The organism is Streptomyces sp. NPDC002566 (genome assembly GCF_042889585.1).
GTDB lineage: Bacteria > Actinomycetota > Actinomycetes > Streptomycetales > Streptomycetaceae > Streptomyces.
Map to the genome: position 1 here is coordinate 221,023 of NZ_JBIARD010000008.1, position 18,865 is coordinate 239,887.

The window sequence follows — 18,865 nt, forward strand, 5'->3', positions numbered from 1 at the left end:
GAAAGAACTTCTCCGATCCGGCGTAATGCCGCCGTCGCAAGCCGCTCTCCCTTCCGTACGGATGCGTACCGAGAGGAGAACGACATGCGACCCACCGTGGTGGAACGCGAGCTGGAGCTCGTACTCGTGCTGTCGCCGGAGCTCAGCGTCCCGGTGCCGGCCCGGCTCGGCTACCGCAGCGACGATCCCTTCGCCGTGCACGTCACCTTCCACATCCACTCCGAGCGCCCCGTGCACTGGACGTTCGCCCGCGAGCTCCTCGTCGAGGGCGTGTTCCGGCCGTGCGGGCAGGCGGACGTACGGGTGTGGCCGACGAAGGCGGACGGGCGGGGCGTCGTGATGATGGCGTTGAGCTCGCCCGCCGGGGACGCCCTGCTGGAGGCACCCGCCGAGCAGGTGACGGCCTGGCTGGAGCGGACGCTGCGGGCGGTGCCGCCGGGGACGGAGGCCGCTCGGCTCTGCCTCGACGACGAGCTGACCGAGCTGTTCTCCCCGGCGGCGGAGGACCTGTGGCTGTGCGACCAGTGGCTGAGCGAGCCCGGGCCGGGCTCCGGGGCGGGGCCGTCGACGGACGAGCCGCGGGACGGGAGGTGAAGCGGCGGACCGGAATCCGGGCCGCCGTACAGGCGTACGTCAGAACAGTTTGCCGGGGTTGAGGATGCCCAGCGGGTCGAAGACCTGTTTGACGGCCCGCTGCATCTCCAGGCCCACGGGGCCGATCTCGCGCGCCAGCCACTCCTTCTTCAGCACGCCCACCCCGTGTTCGCCGGTGATGGTGCCGCCCAGTTCCAGCCCCAGGGCCATGATCTCGTCGAAGGACTCGCGGGCGCGCCGGCACTCGTCGGGGTCCTGGGCGTCGAAGCAGACCGTCGGATGGGTGTTGCCGTCGCCCGCGTGGGCGACGACGCCGATGGTCAGCGCGTACTTCTCGGCGATGCGCTCGACGCCGTCGATCATCTCGCCGAGCCGGGAGCGGGGCACGCACACGTCGTCGATCATCGTGGTGCCCTTGACCGCCTCCAGGGCGACGAGGGCGGAGCGGCGCGCCTGGAGGAGCAGTTCGGACTCGGCGGCGTCCTCGGCCGGGACGACGGAGGTGGCGCCCGCGGCCTCGCACAGCGCTCCGAGGGCGGCGAGGTCGGCGGCCGGGTCGGGGGTGTCGAACGCGGCGAGCAGGAGGGCCTCGGTGGTCTGCGGGAGACCCATACGGGTGAGCTCGTTGACGGCCTGGACGGTCGTACGGTCCATCAGTTCGAGGAGGGAGGGGAGGTGGCCGCCGGCCATGATCCGGCAGACGGCGTCGCAGGCGGCGGCCCCCGAGGGGAACTCGGCGGCGAGGACGAGCTGCCGGGGCGGCCGCGGCTTCAGCGCGAGGACGGCGCGGACGACGACGCCGAGCGAGCCCTCGGAGCCGACGAAGAGGCGGGTGAGGTCGTAGCCGGCGACGCCCTTGGCGGTGCGCCGGCCGGTGGTCATCAGCCGGCCGTCGGCGAGTACGACGTCGAGGCCGATGACGTACTCGGCGGTCACGCCGTACTTCACGCAGCACAGGCCGCCGGAGGCGGTGCCGATGTTGCCGCCGATCGTGCAGGTCTCCCAGCTGGAGGGGTCGGGCGGGTAGTACAGGCCGTGCTCGCCGACGGCGCGGGAGAGCACGGCGTTGACGACGCCCGGTTCGACGACGGCGATCCGGTCGACGGGGTCGACCTCCAGGATGCGGTCCATCTTGACGAGGGAGAGCACGACGCAGCCGTCCGAGGCGTTGGCGGCGCCGGACAGCCCGGTGCGGGCGCCCTGCGGGACGACGGGGACGCGCAGCTCGGTGGCGGTGCGCAGGACGTGCTGGACCTGCTCGACGGTGCGCGGCAGCACGACGACGGCCGGGGCGCCGGCCGGGCAGAAGCTCGCCATGTCGTGGGCGTACGAGGCCATGACGTCCGGGTCGGCGAGGACCGCCTCGGCGGGCAGGCCGTCCAGAAGCCGGTCGAGGAGGTTGCCGGTCGCTTCGTCGCGAGGAGCTTCGATACGGCTCATGATCACAGCGTCGCACCCGGGGCCATCGGTGTGAACCCCGGCTGCGGCACCCGGCGGATGCCCCGGCCGCGCGCCGGCCCTGACGCACAGTGAGCGCCATGGACGAACGCGCCAGGGAGACGACGACACCGAGGACGACGGGAACGACGACGGCGGGGCCGGGGGACGTGCGCTCGGAGGCCGATGGGGCGGCGGAGGGCGGGGGCGCCGCACCGCGCGGGCGGCACGCGCGGGGGTGGCGGCGGCGGTTGGCCTGGGGGCTGGCCGTGGGCGCGGCCGTGGGGGGCGCCGGAGTCGGCGGGGCGATGATGTGGTCGCATGGGGAGGCGCCGCGGGGGCCGGCGGTCCTGCCGGCGCCGGGCGCGCGGGCGCAGGCGGCGGTGCGCGGCGGGGTCACCGCGGCGCTGCCCGAGCTGGCCGAGCTGATCGACGAGCACGAGGCCCGCGTACGGAGCCGTCCGCACGACGCCCGCGGCTGGGCGGTCCTCGGCGCGGCCTACGTGGAGCAGGGCCGGCGCACCGCCGACGCCGCGGTGCTGTACCCCAAGGCCGACCGTGCCCTGCGCGCCTCGCTGAAGGCGCGGCCCCGCGGCAACGCCGAGGCCCTCGTCGGCCTGGCCGCCCTCGCCAACGCACGCCGTGACTTCCGTACCGCCCTGGAGCAGGGCGAGGCCGCGCGCAAGGCGGCGCCGAAGCAGTGGACGGCGTACCCGCAGCTCATCGACGCCTACACCGGCCTGGGCGAGTACAAGAAGGCGCAGGCCACGCTGGACCGGTTGAAGAAGCTGCACTCCGGGCCGGCGGTGAAGGCGTGGGCGGCGGGCGTCTACCGGGACCGCGGCTGGCGTGAGGACGCGGCGGCCGCGCTGTCCGACGCGGTGGCCGGGGCGGCCTCGCCCGCCGAGCAGGCGGCCTGGCTGGAGCGGGCGGGGCAGCTGTCCTGGGAGCGCGGTGACCGCGAGGCGGCGCTGCGGCAGTTCCAGGAGGCGGTGCGGCTCGACCCGGACCAGCGGGCCGCGCAGGCCGGGCAGGGCCGGGCGCTCGCCGCGCTGGGCCGGGTGTCGGAGGCGCTGAGCGCCTACCGGGTGGCGCTCGAAAAGCAGCCGCTGCCGGGTTACGCGCTGGAGCTGGGCGAGTTGTACGAGTCGCTGGGGCTCACCGATGCGGCCCGGGTGCAGTACGACCTGCTGCGCGCACGTGTGTCGAGGGACGAGGCGGGTGGCGTCGACCAGCAGCTGGTGCTGGGCCAGTTCGAGGCGGATCACGGGGACCCGGCGGCGGCGGTGGCCCGGCTGCGCGCCGAGTGGCGGCGGCAGCCGGGGATCGCGGTGGCCGACGCGCTGGGCTGGGCGCTGCACCGCGCCGGCGACGACCGTGAGGCCCTGCGGTACGCGATGACGGCGACCGACAGGGTGCACGGCGGTGCGATGCGCAGCGCGCCGTACACCTACCACCTGGCCATGATCGAGCGCTCGCTGGGACGCCAGGGCGCCGCCCGCCGTCATCTGACGGAGGCCTTGCGGATCAACCCGTACTTCTCCCCGTTGCACGCCCCTGCGGCCAGGGCGGCCCTCGCCGCCCTGGGCGAGCCGTCGATGGAGGACGTACCGGACTTCCGTCCCCCACGCGGCTGAGGGATGCCCCTGTCAGGGCCTCACAGGTTGCCCCGCTTCGCCTGCTCCCGCTCGATCGCCTCGAACAAAGCCTTGAAGTTGCCCTTGCCGAAGCCCATGGAGCCGTGGCGTTCGATGAGTTCGAAGAACACGGTCGGCCGGTCCTGGACCGGCTTGGTGAAGATCTGCAGCAGGTAGCCGTCCTCGTCGCGGTCGGCGAGGATCTTCAGCTCGCGCAGGGTGTCCACGGGGACGCGGGTGTCGCCTACCCACTCGCCGAGGGTGTCGTAGTAGGAGTCGGGGGTGTCCAGGAACTGGACGCCGGCCGCGCGCATGGTCCGGACGGTGGCGACGATGTCGTTGGTGTTCAGCGCGATGTGCTGGACGCCGGCGCCGCCGTAGAACTCCAGGTACTCGTCGATCTGGGACTTCTTCTTGGCGACGGCGGGCTCGTTGATCGGGAACTTGACCTTGAGGGTGCCGTCCGCGACGACCTTCGACATCAGGGCGCTGTACTCGGTCGCGATGTCGTCGCCCACGAACTCCTTCATGTTTGTGAAGCCCATGACGTCGTTGTAGAACGACACCCACTCGTTCATCCGGCCGAGTTCGACGTTGCCGACGCAGTGGTCGATGGCCTGGAAGGTCCGCTGGGCGGGCGGCTCGACGATCGGGGCGGCGGCGGTGAAGCCGGGCAGGTACGGGCCGTCGTAGCCGGAGCGGTCGACGAGCGTGTGCCGGGTCTCGCCGTAGGTGGCGATCGCGGCCAGCACCACGGTGCCGTGCTCGTCCTTGAGCTCGTACGGCTCGGCGACCGAGCGGGCGCCGTGTTCGAGGGCGTACGCGTACGCGGCGCGCGCGTCGGGGACCTCGATGGCGAGGTCGACGACGCCGTCGCCGTGCTCGGCCACGTGCCGGGCGAGGAAGTGGCCCCACTCGGTGGCGGGCTTGATCACCGAGGTGAGGACGAAACGGGCCGAGCCGTTCTCCAGGACGTAACTCGCGGTCTCGCGGCTGCCGTTCTCCGGTCCGGAGTACGCGACCAGCTTCATGCCAAAGGCGGTGGAGTAGTAGTGCGCCGCCTGCTTGGCGTTGCCCACGGCGAAGACGACCGCGTCCATTCCCTTCACCGGGAAGGGGTCGGCCTGCCGGGCGGTGTCGGGAGTGTGAGATGTGGTCTGCGTCATAGCCGAAGCGTGGCCCCGTCGGGCAAGGTGCGCAACACTTTCCCTGCCGGCCGGGCAATGTGCACAGCGTCGCACCGGCTTCGGCGGGCTTTCTGTACAGGATGACCATCTCGGAGGCGGGCATGGCGATCGATCGTCTGGACGGCCGGATCATCGGGCTGCTGGCGCGCGAGCCGAGGATCGGCGTCCTGGAGATGTCGCGCCGGCTGGGGGTCGCCCGGGGCACCGTGCAGGCCCGGCTGGACCGGCTCCAGTCGAACGGAGTCATCCGCGGGTTCGGTCCCGAGGTGGATCCCGCGGCCCTCGGCTACCCGGTCACCGCGTTCGCCACGCTCCAGATCCGGCAGGGTCAAGGCACCGACGTGCGGGCGCACTTGGCGGGTGTCCCGGAGGTGCTGGAGCTGCACACCACCACCGGCAGCGGGGACATGCTGTGCCGGCTGGTGGCCCGCTCCAACGCCGATCTCCAGCGGGTCATCGACCGGGTCGTCGGCTTCGACGGGATCGTGCGGGCCTCCACCGCGATCGTGATGGAGAACGCGGTTCCGCTGCGGATCATCCCGCTCGTGGAGCAGGCGGCACGGGACCGGGAGGGCTGAGCCGCGGCGCCCTGTCAGCAGGAGGGCACCTGCCCCTTGCCCTTCTCCAGGGAGACGAGGGAGTCGACGGCGCCCTTGAGCGTCGTCACCGGGATCAGCCGCAGGCCCTCGGGCAGTTCGCTCTTGGCCTGGGAGCACTCGTCCTTCGGCACGAGGAAGACGGTGGCGCCGTCCCGGCGGGCGGCCTGCGTCTTCAGCGCGACCCCGCCGACCGCGCCGACGCGTCCCTCGGCGTCGATGGTGCCGGTGCCGGCGACCGTGCGGCCGCCGGTGAGGTCGCCGCCGCTGCCGTCGCCGTTCAGCTTGTCGACGATCCCCAGGGAGAACAGCAGACCGGCGCTCGGGCCGCCGACGTCGGCGAGCTTCAGGGTGACGGTGACGTCGTCGTCGGCGCGGTGCAGATAGGTGAGCGCGGCCTCGGTCGCGGCGTCCTGGGACGCCTTCATCTGCTCGGTGTTGTGCCGCTCGATCTCCTTGGTGCTCTCCCCGCTGGGGTAGACGGCGTCGCGCGGCATCACCGCCTGGTCGGCGCGGAACCAGCCGTCGATGACGTCACCGAGGGAGACGTGCGTGTCCGGGCTGGTCGCCTCGATGGTGGTCATCCGCAGCTGCCCGGTGGTCCGCCGGGTGGGCGCCCCCGAGATCGTGATCACCGGGGTTCCCTTGTTCTCGCCCAGGACGTTCGCCGTCATCCCCGGCTGCGCCACCGAGAACGGCAACGGCACGAACACGGCGACCGCGATCAGCCCGACGAGGGGCACGGCACAGCCGACGAGAACCTGAACCCGCGAAACCCGAGAAAACACAGCCCCAATCTAACGTCCCACCCCAGCAAGCCCACCCGCGGCATGGACGCCGCCCTCCCCCACGCAACTGCGGGCACTCGCGCCGCAGAGCACCCTGTCCCCACGCAGCTGCGGGCAGTCGCGCCGCAGCGCGCGTCCGCAGGTAGCTGCGGGCAGTCGTGCCGCAGGGCGGCACGGGTGGGCGCAGCGGCACCCCCCAGCGCCGGGCGCGTCCCCTCCCCCGGCCCACACCGACCCGGGGCCACGCTCACGCAACGCTCACCGCACCCCCGTACAACCAGCGGCCAGCGGTCAGCGCAACGCCTCCGCCACCTCCCGCGCCGCATCCATCACCCGCTGCCCCACCCGCTCAGGCACCGCATCCGTCAACATCACCACCCCCACACTCCCCTCGACCCCCGTGACCCCCAGCAGCGGAGCCGCGGCCCCGCTGGCCCCCGCCTCCAACTCCCCGTGCGTCAAGGTGTATCCGGGCCCCGCCCCGCCCCCCGCCCGCTGCCGCGCCGCGAGAATCGCCTTCCCGGCCGCCCCCCGGTCCAACGGGTGCCGGAACCCGGCCCGGTACGCCACGTGGTAGTCCGTCCACGTCGGCTCGACCACCGCGACGGCCAGCGCCTCCGCCCCGTCGACGAGCGTGAGATGCGCCGTCGCGCCGATGTCCTCGGCCAGTGCCCGCAGCGCCGGCAGCGCTGCCTCCCGTACCAGCGGATGCACCTGCCGGCCGAGCCGCAGCACCCCGAGGCCCACGCGGGCCCGTCCGCCCAGATCACGTCGTACGAGCGCGTGCTGCTCCAGCGTGGCCAGCAACCGGTACACGACGGTCCGGTTCACGCCCAGCTTGTTGGACAGCTCGGTGACGGTGAGCCCGTGGTCGGTGTCGGCCAGCAGCTTGAGGACTTTCAGCCCTCTGTCGAGTGTCTGGGAGGTCTCCGCGGTCACGACGCCCACTCCTTAAGTGGTGAGGTCGGCAACCCCCGTCGCGGCGGATGCGTCACCGAGTCCCGTCAGTGACGCGCGTCAGAGGCCGCCGATCGACAGACGGGCCCGGCGTGTCCGGGACCGGTCGCTTCACGGCTGCGCTCCGCGGCGGCGCTGCCACGGGGCGTGTGCGTAGCGGGACATTAGCGAAGCGGGTTCGCTCAGCGGAAGACTTTGTCCAGAATCCGGTCAATGGCCGGTATGGATCTCCCGCGGTTTGTCCTGATAAGACGCACGCCGGTGACGCGGCGTCACCTCATCCGCGTCGCCCACTCCTGCACCTTGGCGATCCGCTGCCGCAGCTGCCCCGCCGTCGCCTCGGCGCTCGCCGGCCCCCCGCACACCCGCCGCAGCTCGGTGTGGATCACGCCGTGCGGCTTGCCGCTCTGGTGGACGTACGCGCCGACCAGGTTGTTGAGCTGCCGGCGCAGCTCCATCATCTCCTTGTGCGAGACCACCGGCCGCCGCTCGGCCGGCAGCTCCAGCAGGTCGGCCTCGTCGTCCGGCTTCTTCTTGCTGTGCGCGATCTGCTTGGCCTGCCGCTTCTGGAGCAGCAGTTGCACCTGCTCGGGCTCCAGCAGCCCCGGGATGCCGAGGTAGTCCTGCTCCTCCTCGCTGCCCGGGTGGGCCTGCATGCCGAACTCGGCCCCGTTGTACATGACCCGGTCGAAGACGGCCTCGGACTCCAGCGCCTCGAAGGAGAACTGCTCCTGCTCGCCGGTGTCCTCGTCCTGCTCCCGGTTCGCCTCGTCCATCTCCTTCTCGGACTCGGCGTACGGGTCCTCGTCCTCGCCGCCCTTCTTGGGCTTGTCGAGGACGTGGTCGCGCTCGCGTTCCATCTCGTTGGCGAAGCCGAGCAGGTCGGGCACGGTGGGCAGGAACACCGAGGCGGTCTCGCCGCGCCGCCGGGACCGTACGAAACGGCCCACGGCCTGGGCGAAGAACAGCGGCGTCGAGATCGTCGTGGCATACACGCCGACGGCGAGGCGCGGCACGTCGACGCCCTCGGACACCATGCGCACCGCGACCATCCACCGGTCGGTGCCGGCGCTGAACTCGTCGATCCGGTTGGACGCGCCCGCGTCGTCGGACAGGACGAGGGTCGCCTTGTGCCCGGTGATCTCGCGGATGAGCTTGGCGTAGGCGCGCGCCGAGTCCTGGTCGGAGGCGATGACGAGGGCGCCGGCGTCCGGGATGGCCTTGCGGACCTCGGTGAGCCGCTGGTCGGCGGCGCGCAGCACGCTCGGCATCCACTCGCCGCGCGGGTCCAGCGCCGTGCGCCAGGCCTGGCTGACGGCGTCCTTGGTCATCGGCTCGCCGAGCCGGGCGGCGATCTCGTCGCCGGCCTTGGTGCGCCAGCGCATGTTGCCGCTGTACGACATGAAGATCACGGGGCGGACGACGTGGTCGGCGAGCGCGTTGCCGTAGCCGTAGGTGTAGTCGGCGGCCGAGCGGCGGATGCCGTCGTTGCCCTCCTCGTACGTGACGAAGGGGATGGGGTTGGTGTCGGAGCGGAACGGGGTTCCGGTGAGCGCGAGACGACGGGTGGCCGGCTCGAACGCCTCCAGGCAGGCCTCGCCCCAGGACTTGGAGTCGCCGGCGTGGTGGATCTCGTCGAGGATGACGAGCGTCTTGCGCTGCTCGCTGCGGTTGCGGTGCAGCATGGGCCGTACGCCGACGCCCGCGTAGGTGACGGCGACGCCGTGGTAGTCCTTGCTGAGCGGGCCGGCGCTGTACTCGGGGTCCAGCCGGATGCCTATCCGCGCGGCGGCCTCCGCCCACTGCTTCTTCAGGTGCTCGGTCGGCGCGACCACGGTCACCTGCTGCACGACGTGGTGGTGCAGCAGCCAGGAGGCGAGGGTGAGCGCGAAGGTCGTCTTGCCGGCGCCGGGGGTGGCGACGGCGAGGAAGTCGCGGGGCTGCTCCTGGATGTACTTGTCCATCGCCCCCTGCTGCCAGGCACGCAGCTTGCCGGCGGTGCCCCAGGGGGCGCGGCCGGGGAAGGCGGGAGAGAGGTGATGCGAGGTGGAGGCGGCGGTGGTAGTCACGGTCTCCGGTTCGTGGCTCGGGCGGCTCGGCTGCTTCGCTTGCGTCGGCTGTGTCTGTGCGTCGGCGGTGTCCGTGCGTCCGCTGCCTCGAAGCGGGGCAGCGGCTGACGACCGGGCCACCCTACCGGCGGCCCCGCGCCGCCGACGCGCGGACTGCGCCGGGGCGGGCGCGGGTGGGACACACCTCACACGGTCACTCGGCGAGCTCCCGCAGCACCTTCGAGACGGCGTCGATCTCGTCCACGTCGCCGGTGGCCACGTCGATCACCAGCCGTTCGGCGAGGTCGATGTCCGGACGCAACTGCACGTCGTTGAGCGCCAGGAACACCACGCACGACGTCCACGCGGTGCGCTTGTTCCCGTCGACGAACGGACGGTTGACGGCGAGCGACTGCAGGAGGGCGGCCGCCTTGTCGAACAGGTCCGGGTAGGCCTCCTGCCCGAACATGGCGGCCGAGGGCCGGTGCACGGCCGACTCCAGCAGACCCACGTCCCGTACGACGACCTTCTGGTCGTCCTCGGCGAGTTCGGCGATGGCGAGCACGTCCTCCGCCGACAGGAAGACGCACGTCACTTGAGCCGCTCCAGCAGTTCGGCCCACTTGGCGGTCTGCTCCTTGGCGGCGTTGCGGACCAGCGCCTGGTGCGCCGTGCGGGCGAGGTAGTCGTCCACGGCCCGCAGCAGTATGGCGTGCATGCTGGTGCCCTCCTCCTCGGCCCGCAGCCGCAGCGCTTCGGTCTGGTCGTCACGGAGTCGCACGTTCATAGCCATACCAAAACGGTACCAAGGTGTGGGGCCAGAGTGGTACCACTTACTGAACCCGCAGCCGCGTCGTCACCCACGCCCCCACCAGCGCCACCCCCGCCATCGGCAGGAACACGGCGGCGAACGCGGCCGGGTGCGAGCCGGAGACCTCGGTGGCCGCGTGCGTGACGGTCCCGCCGCCGAGCGCCGCGAAGGCCGCCCCGCCCGCCGACAGCAGCACCACGTTGGACAGCCCGTCCGAGATCTGGAGCGCGGCGGAGTTGGTGCCGGCCTCCTCCGGGGCGGACAGCTTGAGCAGCAGCACACTGCTGGAGGAGATCACCAGCCCCATCCCGAAGCAGCCGAAGGCCCAGGCGACCGCGACGGACCAGGCCGGCACGCCGTCGACGAGCACGCTCGGCGCGGCGGCTATCGCGGCCGCCACCAGCACCATCCCCACGGTCATCAGCCGCTCCCGGTACGGCTCCACCCGCGGGCGTGACTGCACCCAGGACCCCAGCGCCCAGGTCCCGCCGCCGGCGGCGAGCGAGAACCCGGCGAGGGTGGGGCTCAGGCCCCGCTGGGTGACCAGCATCAGCGGCACGAACGACTCGGCGGCGATGAACGACCCCGCGGCGACCCCGCGCAGCAGCACGACGGACGGCAGGCCGCGGGCCGCACGGTAGGTGCCGCGCGGCAGCAGCCCGAGGACGGCCGGCACGAGCAGCGCGACGCCCGCGAGGGCGGGCAGCACGGACAGGGGACGCAGATCCTGCGCGGCGTACTGGAGCAGTCCGGCGCCGAGGGAGATGCCGAGGGCGAGCCGGATACGGCGGCGGTCGAAGGAGGCGCCCGCAGCGCCGTCGACCGGGCCGGCGGCGCGTCGCCGTATCTGGGGCAGGGCGAGGGCCAGCGGGAAGACGACGAGGAGGGGGATGCCGACGAACACCCACCGCCAGCCGAGGTGCTCGGTCACCGCGCCTGAGGCGAGCGGTCCGACGATCGACGGCACGACCCAGCTCGCCGCGAACGCCGCCATGATCGCCGGCCGCAGCCGCTCGGGGTAGGCCCGGCCGACGACGACGTACAGGGCGACGATGACCAGCCCGCCGCCGAACCCCTGCACGGCCCGCCCGAGGATGAACAGCCACATGACCCCGGCGGTGCCGGACACCATGAGCCCGGCGGCGAAGGCGGCGATGCCCGAGGTCAGCGCGCCCAGCGGCCCGCGCCGGTCGGACCACTGCCCGGCCAGCACCATCGCGAACAGGCTGGTGGTGAAGTACCCGGAGAACGCGAACGCGTAGAGCCCGACCCCGTCCAACTCCCGCGCCGCGACCGGCATCGCGGTCCCCACGGCGGTCGCCTCGAAGGCGATCAGCAACACGACGGAGACGACCCCGACACTGAGCGCCCGATACGACCGCCCGAGCACGGTCTCACCGCCGCCCTGCAAGTGGTCGGCGACATCGGTGTCATGGGGTTCGAGGAGGGCCATGCCCGCCAGAGTAAGGCCCACAACGACTGTTGACCCCTGTCGTGAGACCGTCCCGCCCCTGGTCCCTTGGTCCTACGCCCTCCGCCCCTTCCATGAACAGCACATGGCAACCTCATTGCAGCCCACCCGAACTCCTTGAGCCCACCTCCCGCGGCCACCTACGGTCATGACACGCAGTCCGAAAGGGGCAACCCCCCGAACGAACTGCGGACCGGCCGTGTGCCCGAGTGGTTCAGGGGCTCGCCTGCGCAGCACCCAACAGCGAGCTCCGCTCGCGGGGAGTTACGCGGGTCCGAATCCCGCCACGGCAGGAAGAAACAGCAGTACCCGTACGGCCGTGTGCCCGAGTGGTTCAGGGGCTCGCCTGCAAAGCGAGTTACGTGGGTTCGAATCCCGCCACGGCCTCTATCGCCTGAACAGGCAAAACGAAAGGGCGGCACCCTCGGAGGGTGCCGCCCTCTTGGTCGTCCGTCTCAGTTCCCGTCTCAGTTAGCTCTCACGTCGTCGTCGCCAGACCGGTTGACGAAGGCTCTCGGCGGGTTGACGGCGGGGTTCAAGGCCACAGAAGGACGATGATGGCCATCCCCAGCATGGCGGCCCCAAACAGCCCGAGGCCGGACATCGCCATGGCATCTGTGGGGTTGCGTGTCCAGGCATATGCACCAATGCCGAAGATCAGCCCTACCGCAACCGCGATAGCGATGACCGCGACGATCTTGCTGCTCACTTCTGTTTCCTTCCGGCTTCTTCATCGGAAGGGGCAACTGGCCAAGAACGTGCGCGGGGCAGCTCTCAACCGAGCTGCCCCACTGTTTACATGGGTTGCTTCGGCTGAGACCTGCCCGGTGGTGACAGAACTCGTACAAGAACTCGTCGGCAGCCTGGCGGGCGCACTCAGAGACGCACTAATCAAGCGGGGTAGCGCTGCCAACGCCCACTCGTGAGAGCTGTCCCGCATCCGCCGCGAGGCCATCGAAGAGGCGCAGGCGTCCGGCATGACCCAGGCCGAGATCGCATCGAAACTGGGGGTGAGTCGCGGGCGGGTCGGGCAACTGGCGTCTGCCGGGCCGCCGCCGGAGCGAGCGTTCTTCGGTACGGACTGTGGTCACTGTCTCGCTGGGAGGCAAGCCCGAGGCAGGCAAGGGGCCCGACCAGAACCCGAGCGCAGTCGTGGTCCGGGAAGACCTCGACAATTTCGAGCATCTGCGCAAGCTTCTGGGGGGCATGAAGCTTGAGGCGCAGTACGAGGTGATCCCGCCTACCGGCATCGTCAACCTCAACCGTGACAACCACGTGGTCATCTGCGGCCCACGCTTGTCACCCATCGTTGCCCAGGTGCTGGAGGGGGACGACAACCTGCGGTTTGAGAAGGACCGTGCCTGGCACCTGGTCGACCAGAGGACGGGCGAGGAGTATCGGTCCCCGATGGATGAGGACGGATCAGCCGGCGACTTCGGCTACCTCGGACGGCTCCCGCGTCTGGACGGCCGTGGGACGTTCCTGTACATCGCCGGGGTCCACGCCATCGGCGCGAACGGAGTCGTGCACTACTTGGAGCACAACTTGGCAGAGTTGTACCGAGAGGTTCGTACGCGGCGCTTCTCCACACTGATCTCGTGCCGCTATGACCCTGAGACGCTGGAAGTGCTGGAGAGTCGTCGCGTCACCCCGCTGTACCGACACGAGAACTGATCATGCGCATCTGTTTTGAAACGCAAGCTGGCGCAGCCAACCCGAACGAAGATTGGGTGGCTGGCACCCCCACGCTCGCCGTGGTGCTGGATGGGCTTAGTACGGCTGGACTGACCACGGGATGCCGTCACGGCGTCTCGTGGTACGTCGCCCACCTCGGCGATCACCTGGTGGCCGCTCTGGCAGATCTCGACCGGCCGCTCACAGACGGCCTGGCGGATGCTCTCCAACGCGTGGCGGCGGCACACCCCGAATGCGACCTCGGCAACCCTGGGACACCATCGGCCACAGTGGCGATCCTGCGGCATAGGTACGGGGTTCTTGATCACCTCGTTCTAGCTGATTCGCCCATCGTCCTCGATGGCCCCGACGGGCACACCGTGATCACTGACGTTCGCGTGGATGCAGTTCTGCCAAACCTGCGGGATGAGGTAGAGCGCCACGAGACCCACACTCCAGGGCACAGGGAGGCTCTTCAGCGCCTCGTGCTCGCACAGCGGCAGGCGCGGAACACGCCAGAGGGTTACTGGGTCGCCTCATCCAGTCCGGAAGCGGCACAGCACGCGCTGACCGGCACGACGCCACTGGCCGGCATCCGCTCTGCGGCAGTCATGTCGGACGGCGTATCGAGGCTGGTGACGGAGTACGGCATGGCGACGTGGTCTGATGTCTTCACGACGCTTCAGACTGGCGGGCCACGTGAGCTGATTGAGACCGTGCGCAAGGTCGAGGCCATGGACCCCACCAGGATTCGGTGGCCACGCTACAAGTCGGGTGATGACGCGGCCGTGGCCTACTGCCGCTGGTGAGCTTGCCATGCCGCACTACCTGCTGCCCGTCTGCCCCGAGCCCGAATCTGGCCGCCGCCTGTTTCATAGGCGGTCCGGGACGAACCGAGGGCCCGCGCCGACGATGACGCGGGCCCTCGGGCTGTGCTGCTACTCGTCGTCAGGAGTCGTCTGGCTGTTGCTCCGACGCAGGGTCCATCGCCGCCGGGGGGCTGGGGGCAGTTCTAGCGCGGGCCGCAGGGCCTCGTGGAACGCCTCCAAGGCCCGGGTCATCCGTTCCTCGTCTGCGTAGTGCTCTACCGCCGCTGTGAACACTCCCTCGGCTGCTGCCGCAAGTCCCGGATCCTGGCGCCGGAGCAGGGGTGCGGCTGCCGCTCCGAGTCGGCTCAGGGGTGCCGCCAGCCCGGCCGCCGACATCGCGCTCCCACGGTCCCAGCGACCGATGACGCTAGCAGCATCGCCGTAACCGGCCATGACTGCCGGGAACCCCTTCTGCCCAGACCGGGCGTATGCCGCCCCGCCCTGGACCGCCGCGCGCAGAAGGACGGGCAATCTCGCCCGCCATCCGCCCCAGAGATGGTCATGAGCGTTGCCCGCCACCCGCAGGGCCAGCACGGCCGCCACAAGTTCGTCAGCCTGCGCCTCAAGCGCTGCCCGGTCGGAGGCAGCTTCCTTCCGGGCCTCTGTCCGCCGGGTTCGTCTGTCGCTCTCCCACGCCCCGAGGAAGAGCAGGAAGATGGCGCCGGCGGCACTGGCGGCCGCACTGAGAAGAACATCCATGTACACCGGGACATGGAGAGGGTCCTACGAGGTTCCAGGCAAGAACGAGAGCCCGCGCCGATCATGGGCCGAAGGACCGAGGTGGGGCCCCTTCGATGCGGGGTTAACGGGGCGGCCGAACAGTCTACGAGCGGTTGTCGTGATTCCAGATGTAGACACCAAGGGTTGCTGAGCCGTACCAACTCTCCGGCCCGACCTCGGCCGTGAGAGACGGGTACTCGCTGATGAGCTCATGAACCTCGGCCGGGTCCACCGGGTTGTACGGCTGGTTGAAGACCAGTGCGGGCCTGCCGGTGGTCCGGGAAAGCCACGTGGTCGTGTGGTCGTAGAACCCCGGCCTGTCGTGGCACTCCCTCTTGGCACAGCGGCCCTTGTCGAGCCAGTGGAGCCCAGATGAACACCCCGTGCTGCCACTCTTCAGGTCGTGCTGGTCCGCCCAGTCCAGCAGGTCCGCGCGCATTCGGACATAGATGTTCGGACCGTACGACCATTCCACACCGTCGGTATCACGGGCGAGCACGCCCCGGGAGCGGTCATCCAGGGAGCTGACCAACTCCTTCTGGTCGGCGCTCTGGCACCGCGAACACCACCACTTCGCTTCGCTTCCGGAGCCAAAGAACAGCCCCTCCCGGCGGCGACGGCCGCATCCCTCGCAGTCATACATGATCTTGCTCCCTCGCTTCTCCTCGGGCCGGTTCGGCGCCATGGGGAACGGCTCTGACCGCCTGGAATCACCGGGTATGACATGGACTTTTGCCCGAACTGCCCCCAGTCCTGCGCTTATCATCGCGCAGGACCCGGCTTCAGCGGGCCCGAACCACAGAGCTGATCGAGTCGCCGTAGCGAGACTGGCTCTTTCCGCGCTGTTCCTTGTCCTGTTCTTTGTCCAGTGCACTGACGGTCGCCACCGTTCACCGCCGTACGCGAACCCCATCTGACCTGCCACGCGAACCCCCGCGAACGCCCCCGTACGGCCGCGCGGACAGTTAGGAAGCGTGTTGGAGGCCGGCTCTTCCCAGTGCAAGCCGAGCGCTTCGTCTTGACGGAGTTAAAAGCCAAGATCACGGGCTAGGCGACTGCATCACCTTGTCCTAGCTGATTCGCCCATCTTCGATGGCCCCGACGGGCACCCCGTGATCATTGACGGGGCCTACTGCCGCTGGTGACGCGGGTGGCCTGCCCTTTGTCCCGAGCACGTGGACGTAACGCCCGGGCGGGATGAGCGTGGTGCGGGAACCTCCATCAAATTTTGTTGGGCATTACAGCGGAGGGCCCGACCATTCGCATCACGGCTTTCGATCCATCCATAGGTTCGACGAGCGCTTTGCCGCCCTCGACTGCAATCTTTCCGTCTTTCCGTCTCACTTGTACGGCAGGGGACCAAAATTGGCACAACCCAAGGTCATAGTCGACGCCTGAAACACGTACAGTCAGAGGGTGCCTTATGAGTAGAGCGCCAGGAAATTTCTCGTTCACCTCATCTTCGTGACCCTGCTTAACTGACACTTCAAGTTCGTTCCAAGTGACATCCACGGCCTCACCGCGAACCAGGCGCGCCGCGCGCGCCCAGTCCAGAGCGTCTTCCACTCTGACCATCGAGAAATCAGGTACGGGAATTCGACGTTTGGCTGCGCTTTGAAGCGCAAGCAAGTCCTCCACACATTTAACAATCCCTTCCGCGTCACCGACGGTTCCAATTCCTAGAGTTCCGAGCGCCGCCTGCACTCCTGTGAATGGGTCGAATATCCGCAACTGGTTGGGGTTGCAACAGTTAGCAAGGAAGCGAAGTCCGGGAAGCACCGTTTCGAGCTTCCGGCCCGAAAAGTCCTTCACCTGAATATTGAAATGCGATAGCTGATTCGGGAAGATCAGACGCAGCACAATGTCGAATACGCCACCCTCCTCGGTACCGTACAGCTCCGCACCAGTCCGGCCACGCGTAGAAGCACGGAGGACGATTTCCGTATCCGCCAGCAGATCACCTGACGGATCCAGGATGGAGAATTGCAGAGGGACAGCCGCATTGGGCCTCGGCGAGAGGATCGAGAATTCGCCCGAGGTATCGGATACGCCGAGACCCCCAGGGAGGTCCAGAGAAAATTCGACGTTGTCAGGCGGAATGGTCACCGGTGTCCCGAAGGCCCCAAATTCCTCCAACGCAGTCTCTAGCTCGCTACCCTGCTCAGCACGAATCATGACACTCAGAGGAATAGGGCGTACGTGCACCGCATCTGAGAATCTCGCAATCACCTTTACAGTGACGCGCGATTTTCCGTCCGACTGCTGAACTGTGCAGACGAGACCGGGGATATCAGACTGAGTCGCATCTGTTGCATCAGATTCCACGGATACGTCATAACGATAGTGCGGGTCGTATCTATTGATTTCCTCGTGGAGTGCATGCAAGGTCGCCATAGAATCAGTCGCCTGATAGTTATTCGACGTTGCACCCTTGCTCGTGTGAAAACGCAGGAGGGAGCTCAGGCTAGAAACAGCTGATTCGAGTCGGTCTTTGCCATCGTTCAAATAGTAATCGATAACCTCAGGGTACTTTGACGCCAGCCCTTCCACATACGGCAAGCCGCGCCAATCGACAGCGAAATCGGCTGCTTCCGTAATGGACTCCAGCCACTCCACATTTTCCTTCGTGCGGTCCAGTGGCGTCACAAGCGACCAGTTCGACACCCGCATTTCACGAGACGCAGCATACGCCACAAGCCGACTGAAGGACTTCTCGATTTGAGTTTTCTGGGACGCGGTGAGATTCTGTGTGAATTTCTTGACCTGAAGAACCTTAATCGTTCCGTCGCCAAGAGGAATGAGTACATCAATTCCACCGTCCCCTCGTGAGGGGCGGATCCTCTCAGCCCTAGGATGTTCTCGCGATACAAGAATCGCCACAACTTCCTCAACCTCATCGCCGCTCAGGCGGGTCCAGGGAACTCTGCCCATAAATTCATCCTTAGTGACGATTGGCCACTTGTGCTGCCCACCCCATGAGCCAGGCACCCCTAGTCGATCAACCAAGTATCCATACCTGTGTGTAGACCGACAACGAGAACGGACATCTATCCCGCCCGCTACCGGCGGCGGAGGCTCTCCTCCGCGACGCCGCGCCCGGGGCGCGCTGCCCACCGTGTCGGCGCACGGATCCCGGCCGCTTGCGGCGCGTGGTTGACCTCGGCCGGCGGGGTCGGCGTCCGTCTCAGTTTCCGTCTCGTTCGTCGTCGTCCACGATCGTACGGAGCCGTTCACCTACCCTGTGCGTGCCTGAGGTTCGTACGGTAATGAACGTCCCTGAACCCGCCGGGATCAAGCCCTGACCAGCCAGGACAAACCTGCAAAGCGAGTTACGTGGGTTCGAATCCCGCCACGGCCTCCAAGTCAAGGGCGGCGATCAGGGCTCGGAGTGGATGATCGTGCGAGCTTGCTCGATCCACTCGGTGACGGCCTTGGCATCGCAGCTTTCTGCGACCGACTGGGCCTCTTCGAGGTGGCGGGCCGCCTCTGATGAGGCGCCGGTCTCGGACGCGAGGTAGGCCAGTGCCACCAGGCCCGCCGCTTCTCCGGCCCTGAAGCCGATCTCCCGGCGCAGTGTCACCGATTCGGTCAGCCGCTCGCGGGCCTGGTCGAAGTGGCCCGCGTCCCTGTCCGCGAAGCCGAGATGCCGAACCGCGTAAGACATCGTCATCCGGTCGTCGACGGACTTCGCCAGCGCGTACGACCGCTCGAAGTACGGTCTGCCGGTGATGCCGTCGCCCTTGACGACCTGATGCCAGCAGCCGATCCAGAACAACGCCTCCGCCTCCCCCGACGGCTCCCCGAGACGCTCGTACAACTCGGCCGCGCGCTCGAACAGCACGAGTTCCTCGCTGTTCTCCTCGCGGTCATTGAGGAAGCGGACGTGCAGCACCTTGCCCCGCGCCATGCACAGCGGCGCCTCGACCGCGTCCAGCACGTCGTCGGACCGCTCCAGCGCGGACCTGTCCCCGCCGAACATCGCCGCTTCGAACAGCGCTCCTGCCCGTTCGATCCAGTCCTGCCCTTGCATGCTTGTGCCCCTCCCCGTCGAACGATGGCAGCGCCGAGGCTACCTCC

Annotated in this window: 17 protein-coding genes and 2 tRNA genes; 7 read left to right on the forward strand and 12 right to left on the reverse strand. The window is 69.0% G+C overall.

The genetic code is table 11. The features are described from left to right. Positions 1–84: 84 nt before the first annotated feature. Positions 85–594: an SsgA family sporulation/cell division regulator gene (locus tag ACFYXA_RS29930; RefSeq protein WP_389038711.1), complete on the forward strand. Its 510-nt coding sequence runs from the start codon at positions 85–87 to the stop codon at positions 592–594. Positions 595–633: 39 nt separating this feature from the next. On the opposite strand, the gene ACFYXA_RS29935 is transcribed toward ACFYXA_RS29930, so the two are convergent. Then, positions 634–2,040 (reverse strand): FAD-binding oxidoreductase, encoded by a 1,407-nt coding sequence (locus tag ACFYXA_RS29935; RefSeq protein ID WP_389038714.1) that lies wholly within the window; start codon positions 2,038–2,040, stop codon positions 634–636. Between the two features lie 92 nt (positions 2,041–2,132). Between ACFYXA_RS29935 and ACFYXA_RS29940 the strand changes: the two genes are divergently transcribed. Further along, the gene (locus ACFYXA_RS29940; RefSeq protein WP_389038717.1) at positions 2,133–3,668 is read left to right on the forward strand and encodes a tetratricopeptide repeat protein; all 1,536 of its coding nucleotides are present in this window, start codon (positions 2,133–2,135) and stop codon (positions 3,666–3,668) included. Between the two features lie 20 nt (positions 3,669–3,688). On the opposite strand, the gene hppD is transcribed toward ACFYXA_RS29940, so the two are convergent. Then, positions 3,689–4,834 carry a 4-hydroxyphenylpyruvate dioxygenase gene (gene hppD, locus ACFYXA_RS29945; protein ID WP_130436542.1) on the reverse strand — a complete coding sequence of 382 codons (1,146 nt, stop codon included), beginning with the start codon at positions 4,832–4,834 and terminating at the stop codon, positions 3,689–3,691. 122 nt (positions 4,835–4,956) lie between these two features. Between hppD and ACFYXA_RS29950 the strand changes: the two genes are divergently transcribed. Next, positions 4,957–5,433, forward strand: a complete 477-nt coding sequence (locus tag ACFYXA_RS29950; protein WP_351098829.1) for an Lrp/AsnC family transcriptional regulator — start codon at positions 4,957–4,959, stop codon at positions 5,431–5,433. Between the two features lie 14 nt (positions 5,434–5,447). On the opposite strand, the gene ACFYXA_RS29955 is transcribed toward ACFYXA_RS29950, so the two are convergent. The 6 genes from ACFYXA_RS29955 to ACFYXA_RS29980 form a co-directional block, all read right to left on the reverse strand. Further along, positions 5,448–6,239, reverse strand: coding sequence for a PDZ domain-containing protein (locus ACFYXA_RS29955; RefSeq protein ID WP_389038721.1), 792 nt, complete (start codon positions 6,237–6,239; stop codon positions 5,448–5,450). A 291-nt stretch (positions 6,240–6,530) separates the two neighbouring features. Further along, positions 6,531–7,178, reverse strand: coding sequence for a helix-turn-helix domain-containing protein (locus ACFYXA_RS29960; protein WP_352252624.1), 648 nt, complete (start codon positions 7,176–7,178; stop codon positions 6,531–6,533). Positions 7,179–7,468: 290 nt separating this feature from the next. Beyond that, entirely contained in the window at positions 7,469–9,265 is a 1,797-nt protein-coding gene (locus tag ACFYXA_RS29965) for a DEAD/DEAH box helicase (protein WP_352252626.1), read from the reverse strand. Positions 9,266–9,458: 193 nt separating this feature from the next. Continuing rightward, positions 9,459–9,839, reverse strand: coding sequence for a type II toxin-antitoxin system death-on-curing family toxin (locus tag ACFYXA_RS29970; RefSeq protein WP_389038724.1), 381 nt, complete (start codon positions 9,837–9,839; stop codon positions 9,459–9,461). Beyond that, a complete protein-coding gene (locus tag ACFYXA_RS29975) occupies positions 9,836–10,036 on the reverse strand; it encodes a ribbon-helix-helix protein, CopG family (RefSeq protein WP_389038727.1) in 201 nt (66 codons plus the stop codon). Before ACFYXA_RS29975 ends, ACFYXA_RS29970 begins: the two co-directional genes overlap by 4 nt. Positions 10,037–10,076: 40 nt before the next feature. After that, positions 10,077–11,507 carry an MFS transporter gene (locus ACFYXA_RS29980; protein WP_389038730.1) on the reverse strand — a complete coding sequence of 477 codons (1,431 nt, stop codon included), beginning with the start codon at positions 11,505–11,507 and terminating at the stop codon, positions 10,077–10,079. Positions 11,508–11,719: 212 nt separating this feature from the next. On the opposite strand from ACFYXA_RS29980, the gene ACFYXA_RS29985 reads away from it, so the two are divergent. Next, positions 11,720–11,818: transfer RNA gene (locus tag ACFYXA_RS29985), tRNA-OTHER, on the forward strand. Positions 11,819–11,840: 22 nt separating this feature from the next. Next, positions 11,841–11,912, forward strand: a tRNA-Cys gene (locus ACFYXA_RS29990). Between the two features lie 148 nt (positions 11,913–12,060). Here the strand turns inward: ACFYXA_RS29990 and ACFYXA_RS29995 are convergent. Next, entirely contained in the window at positions 12,061–12,234 is a 174-nt protein-coding gene (locus tag ACFYXA_RS29995; protein ID WP_389038733.1) for a hypothetical protein, read from the reverse strand. 374 nt (positions 12,235–12,608) lie between these two features. Between ACFYXA_RS29995 and ACFYXA_RS30000 the strand changes: the two genes are divergently transcribed. Together ACFYXA_RS30000 and ACFYXA_RS30005 are read left to right on the forward strand one after the other, a co-directional pair. After that, on the forward strand, positions 12,609–13,199 hold the full coding sequence (locus ACFYXA_RS30000) for a sigma-70 family RNA polymerase sigma factor (protein WP_389038915.1): 591 nt from the start codon (positions 12,609–12,611) through the stop codon (positions 13,197–13,199). A 2-nt stretch (positions 13,200–13,201) separates the two neighbouring features. Then, on the forward strand, positions 13,202–14,008 hold the full coding sequence (locus ACFYXA_RS30005; RefSeq protein WP_389038735.1) for a hypothetical protein: 807 nt from the start codon (positions 13,202–13,204) through the stop codon (positions 14,006–14,008). 883 nt (positions 14,009–14,891) lie between these two features. Here the strand turns inward: ACFYXA_RS30005 and ACFYXA_RS30010 are convergent. The 3 genes from ACFYXA_RS30010 to ACFYXA_RS30020 form a co-directional block, all read right to left on the reverse strand. Beyond that, positions 14,892–15,431 (reverse strand): hypothetical protein, encoded by a 540-nt coding sequence (locus ACFYXA_RS30010; protein WP_389038738.1) that lies wholly within the window; start codon positions 15,429–15,431, stop codon positions 14,892–14,894. A gap of 578 nt (positions 15,432–16,009) precedes the next feature. After that, positions 16,010–17,719 (reverse strand): hypothetical protein, encoded by a 1,710-nt coding sequence (locus ACFYXA_RS30015; RefSeq protein WP_389038741.1) that lies wholly within the window; start codon positions 17,717–17,719, stop codon positions 16,010–16,012. A gap of 445 nt (positions 17,720–18,164) precedes the next feature. After that, on the reverse strand, positions 18,165–18,818 hold the full coding sequence (locus tag ACFYXA_RS30020; protein WP_389038744.1) for a tetratricopeptide repeat protein: 654 nt from the start codon (positions 18,816–18,818) through the stop codon (positions 18,165–18,167). Positions 18,819–18,865: the final 47 nt, after the last annotated feature.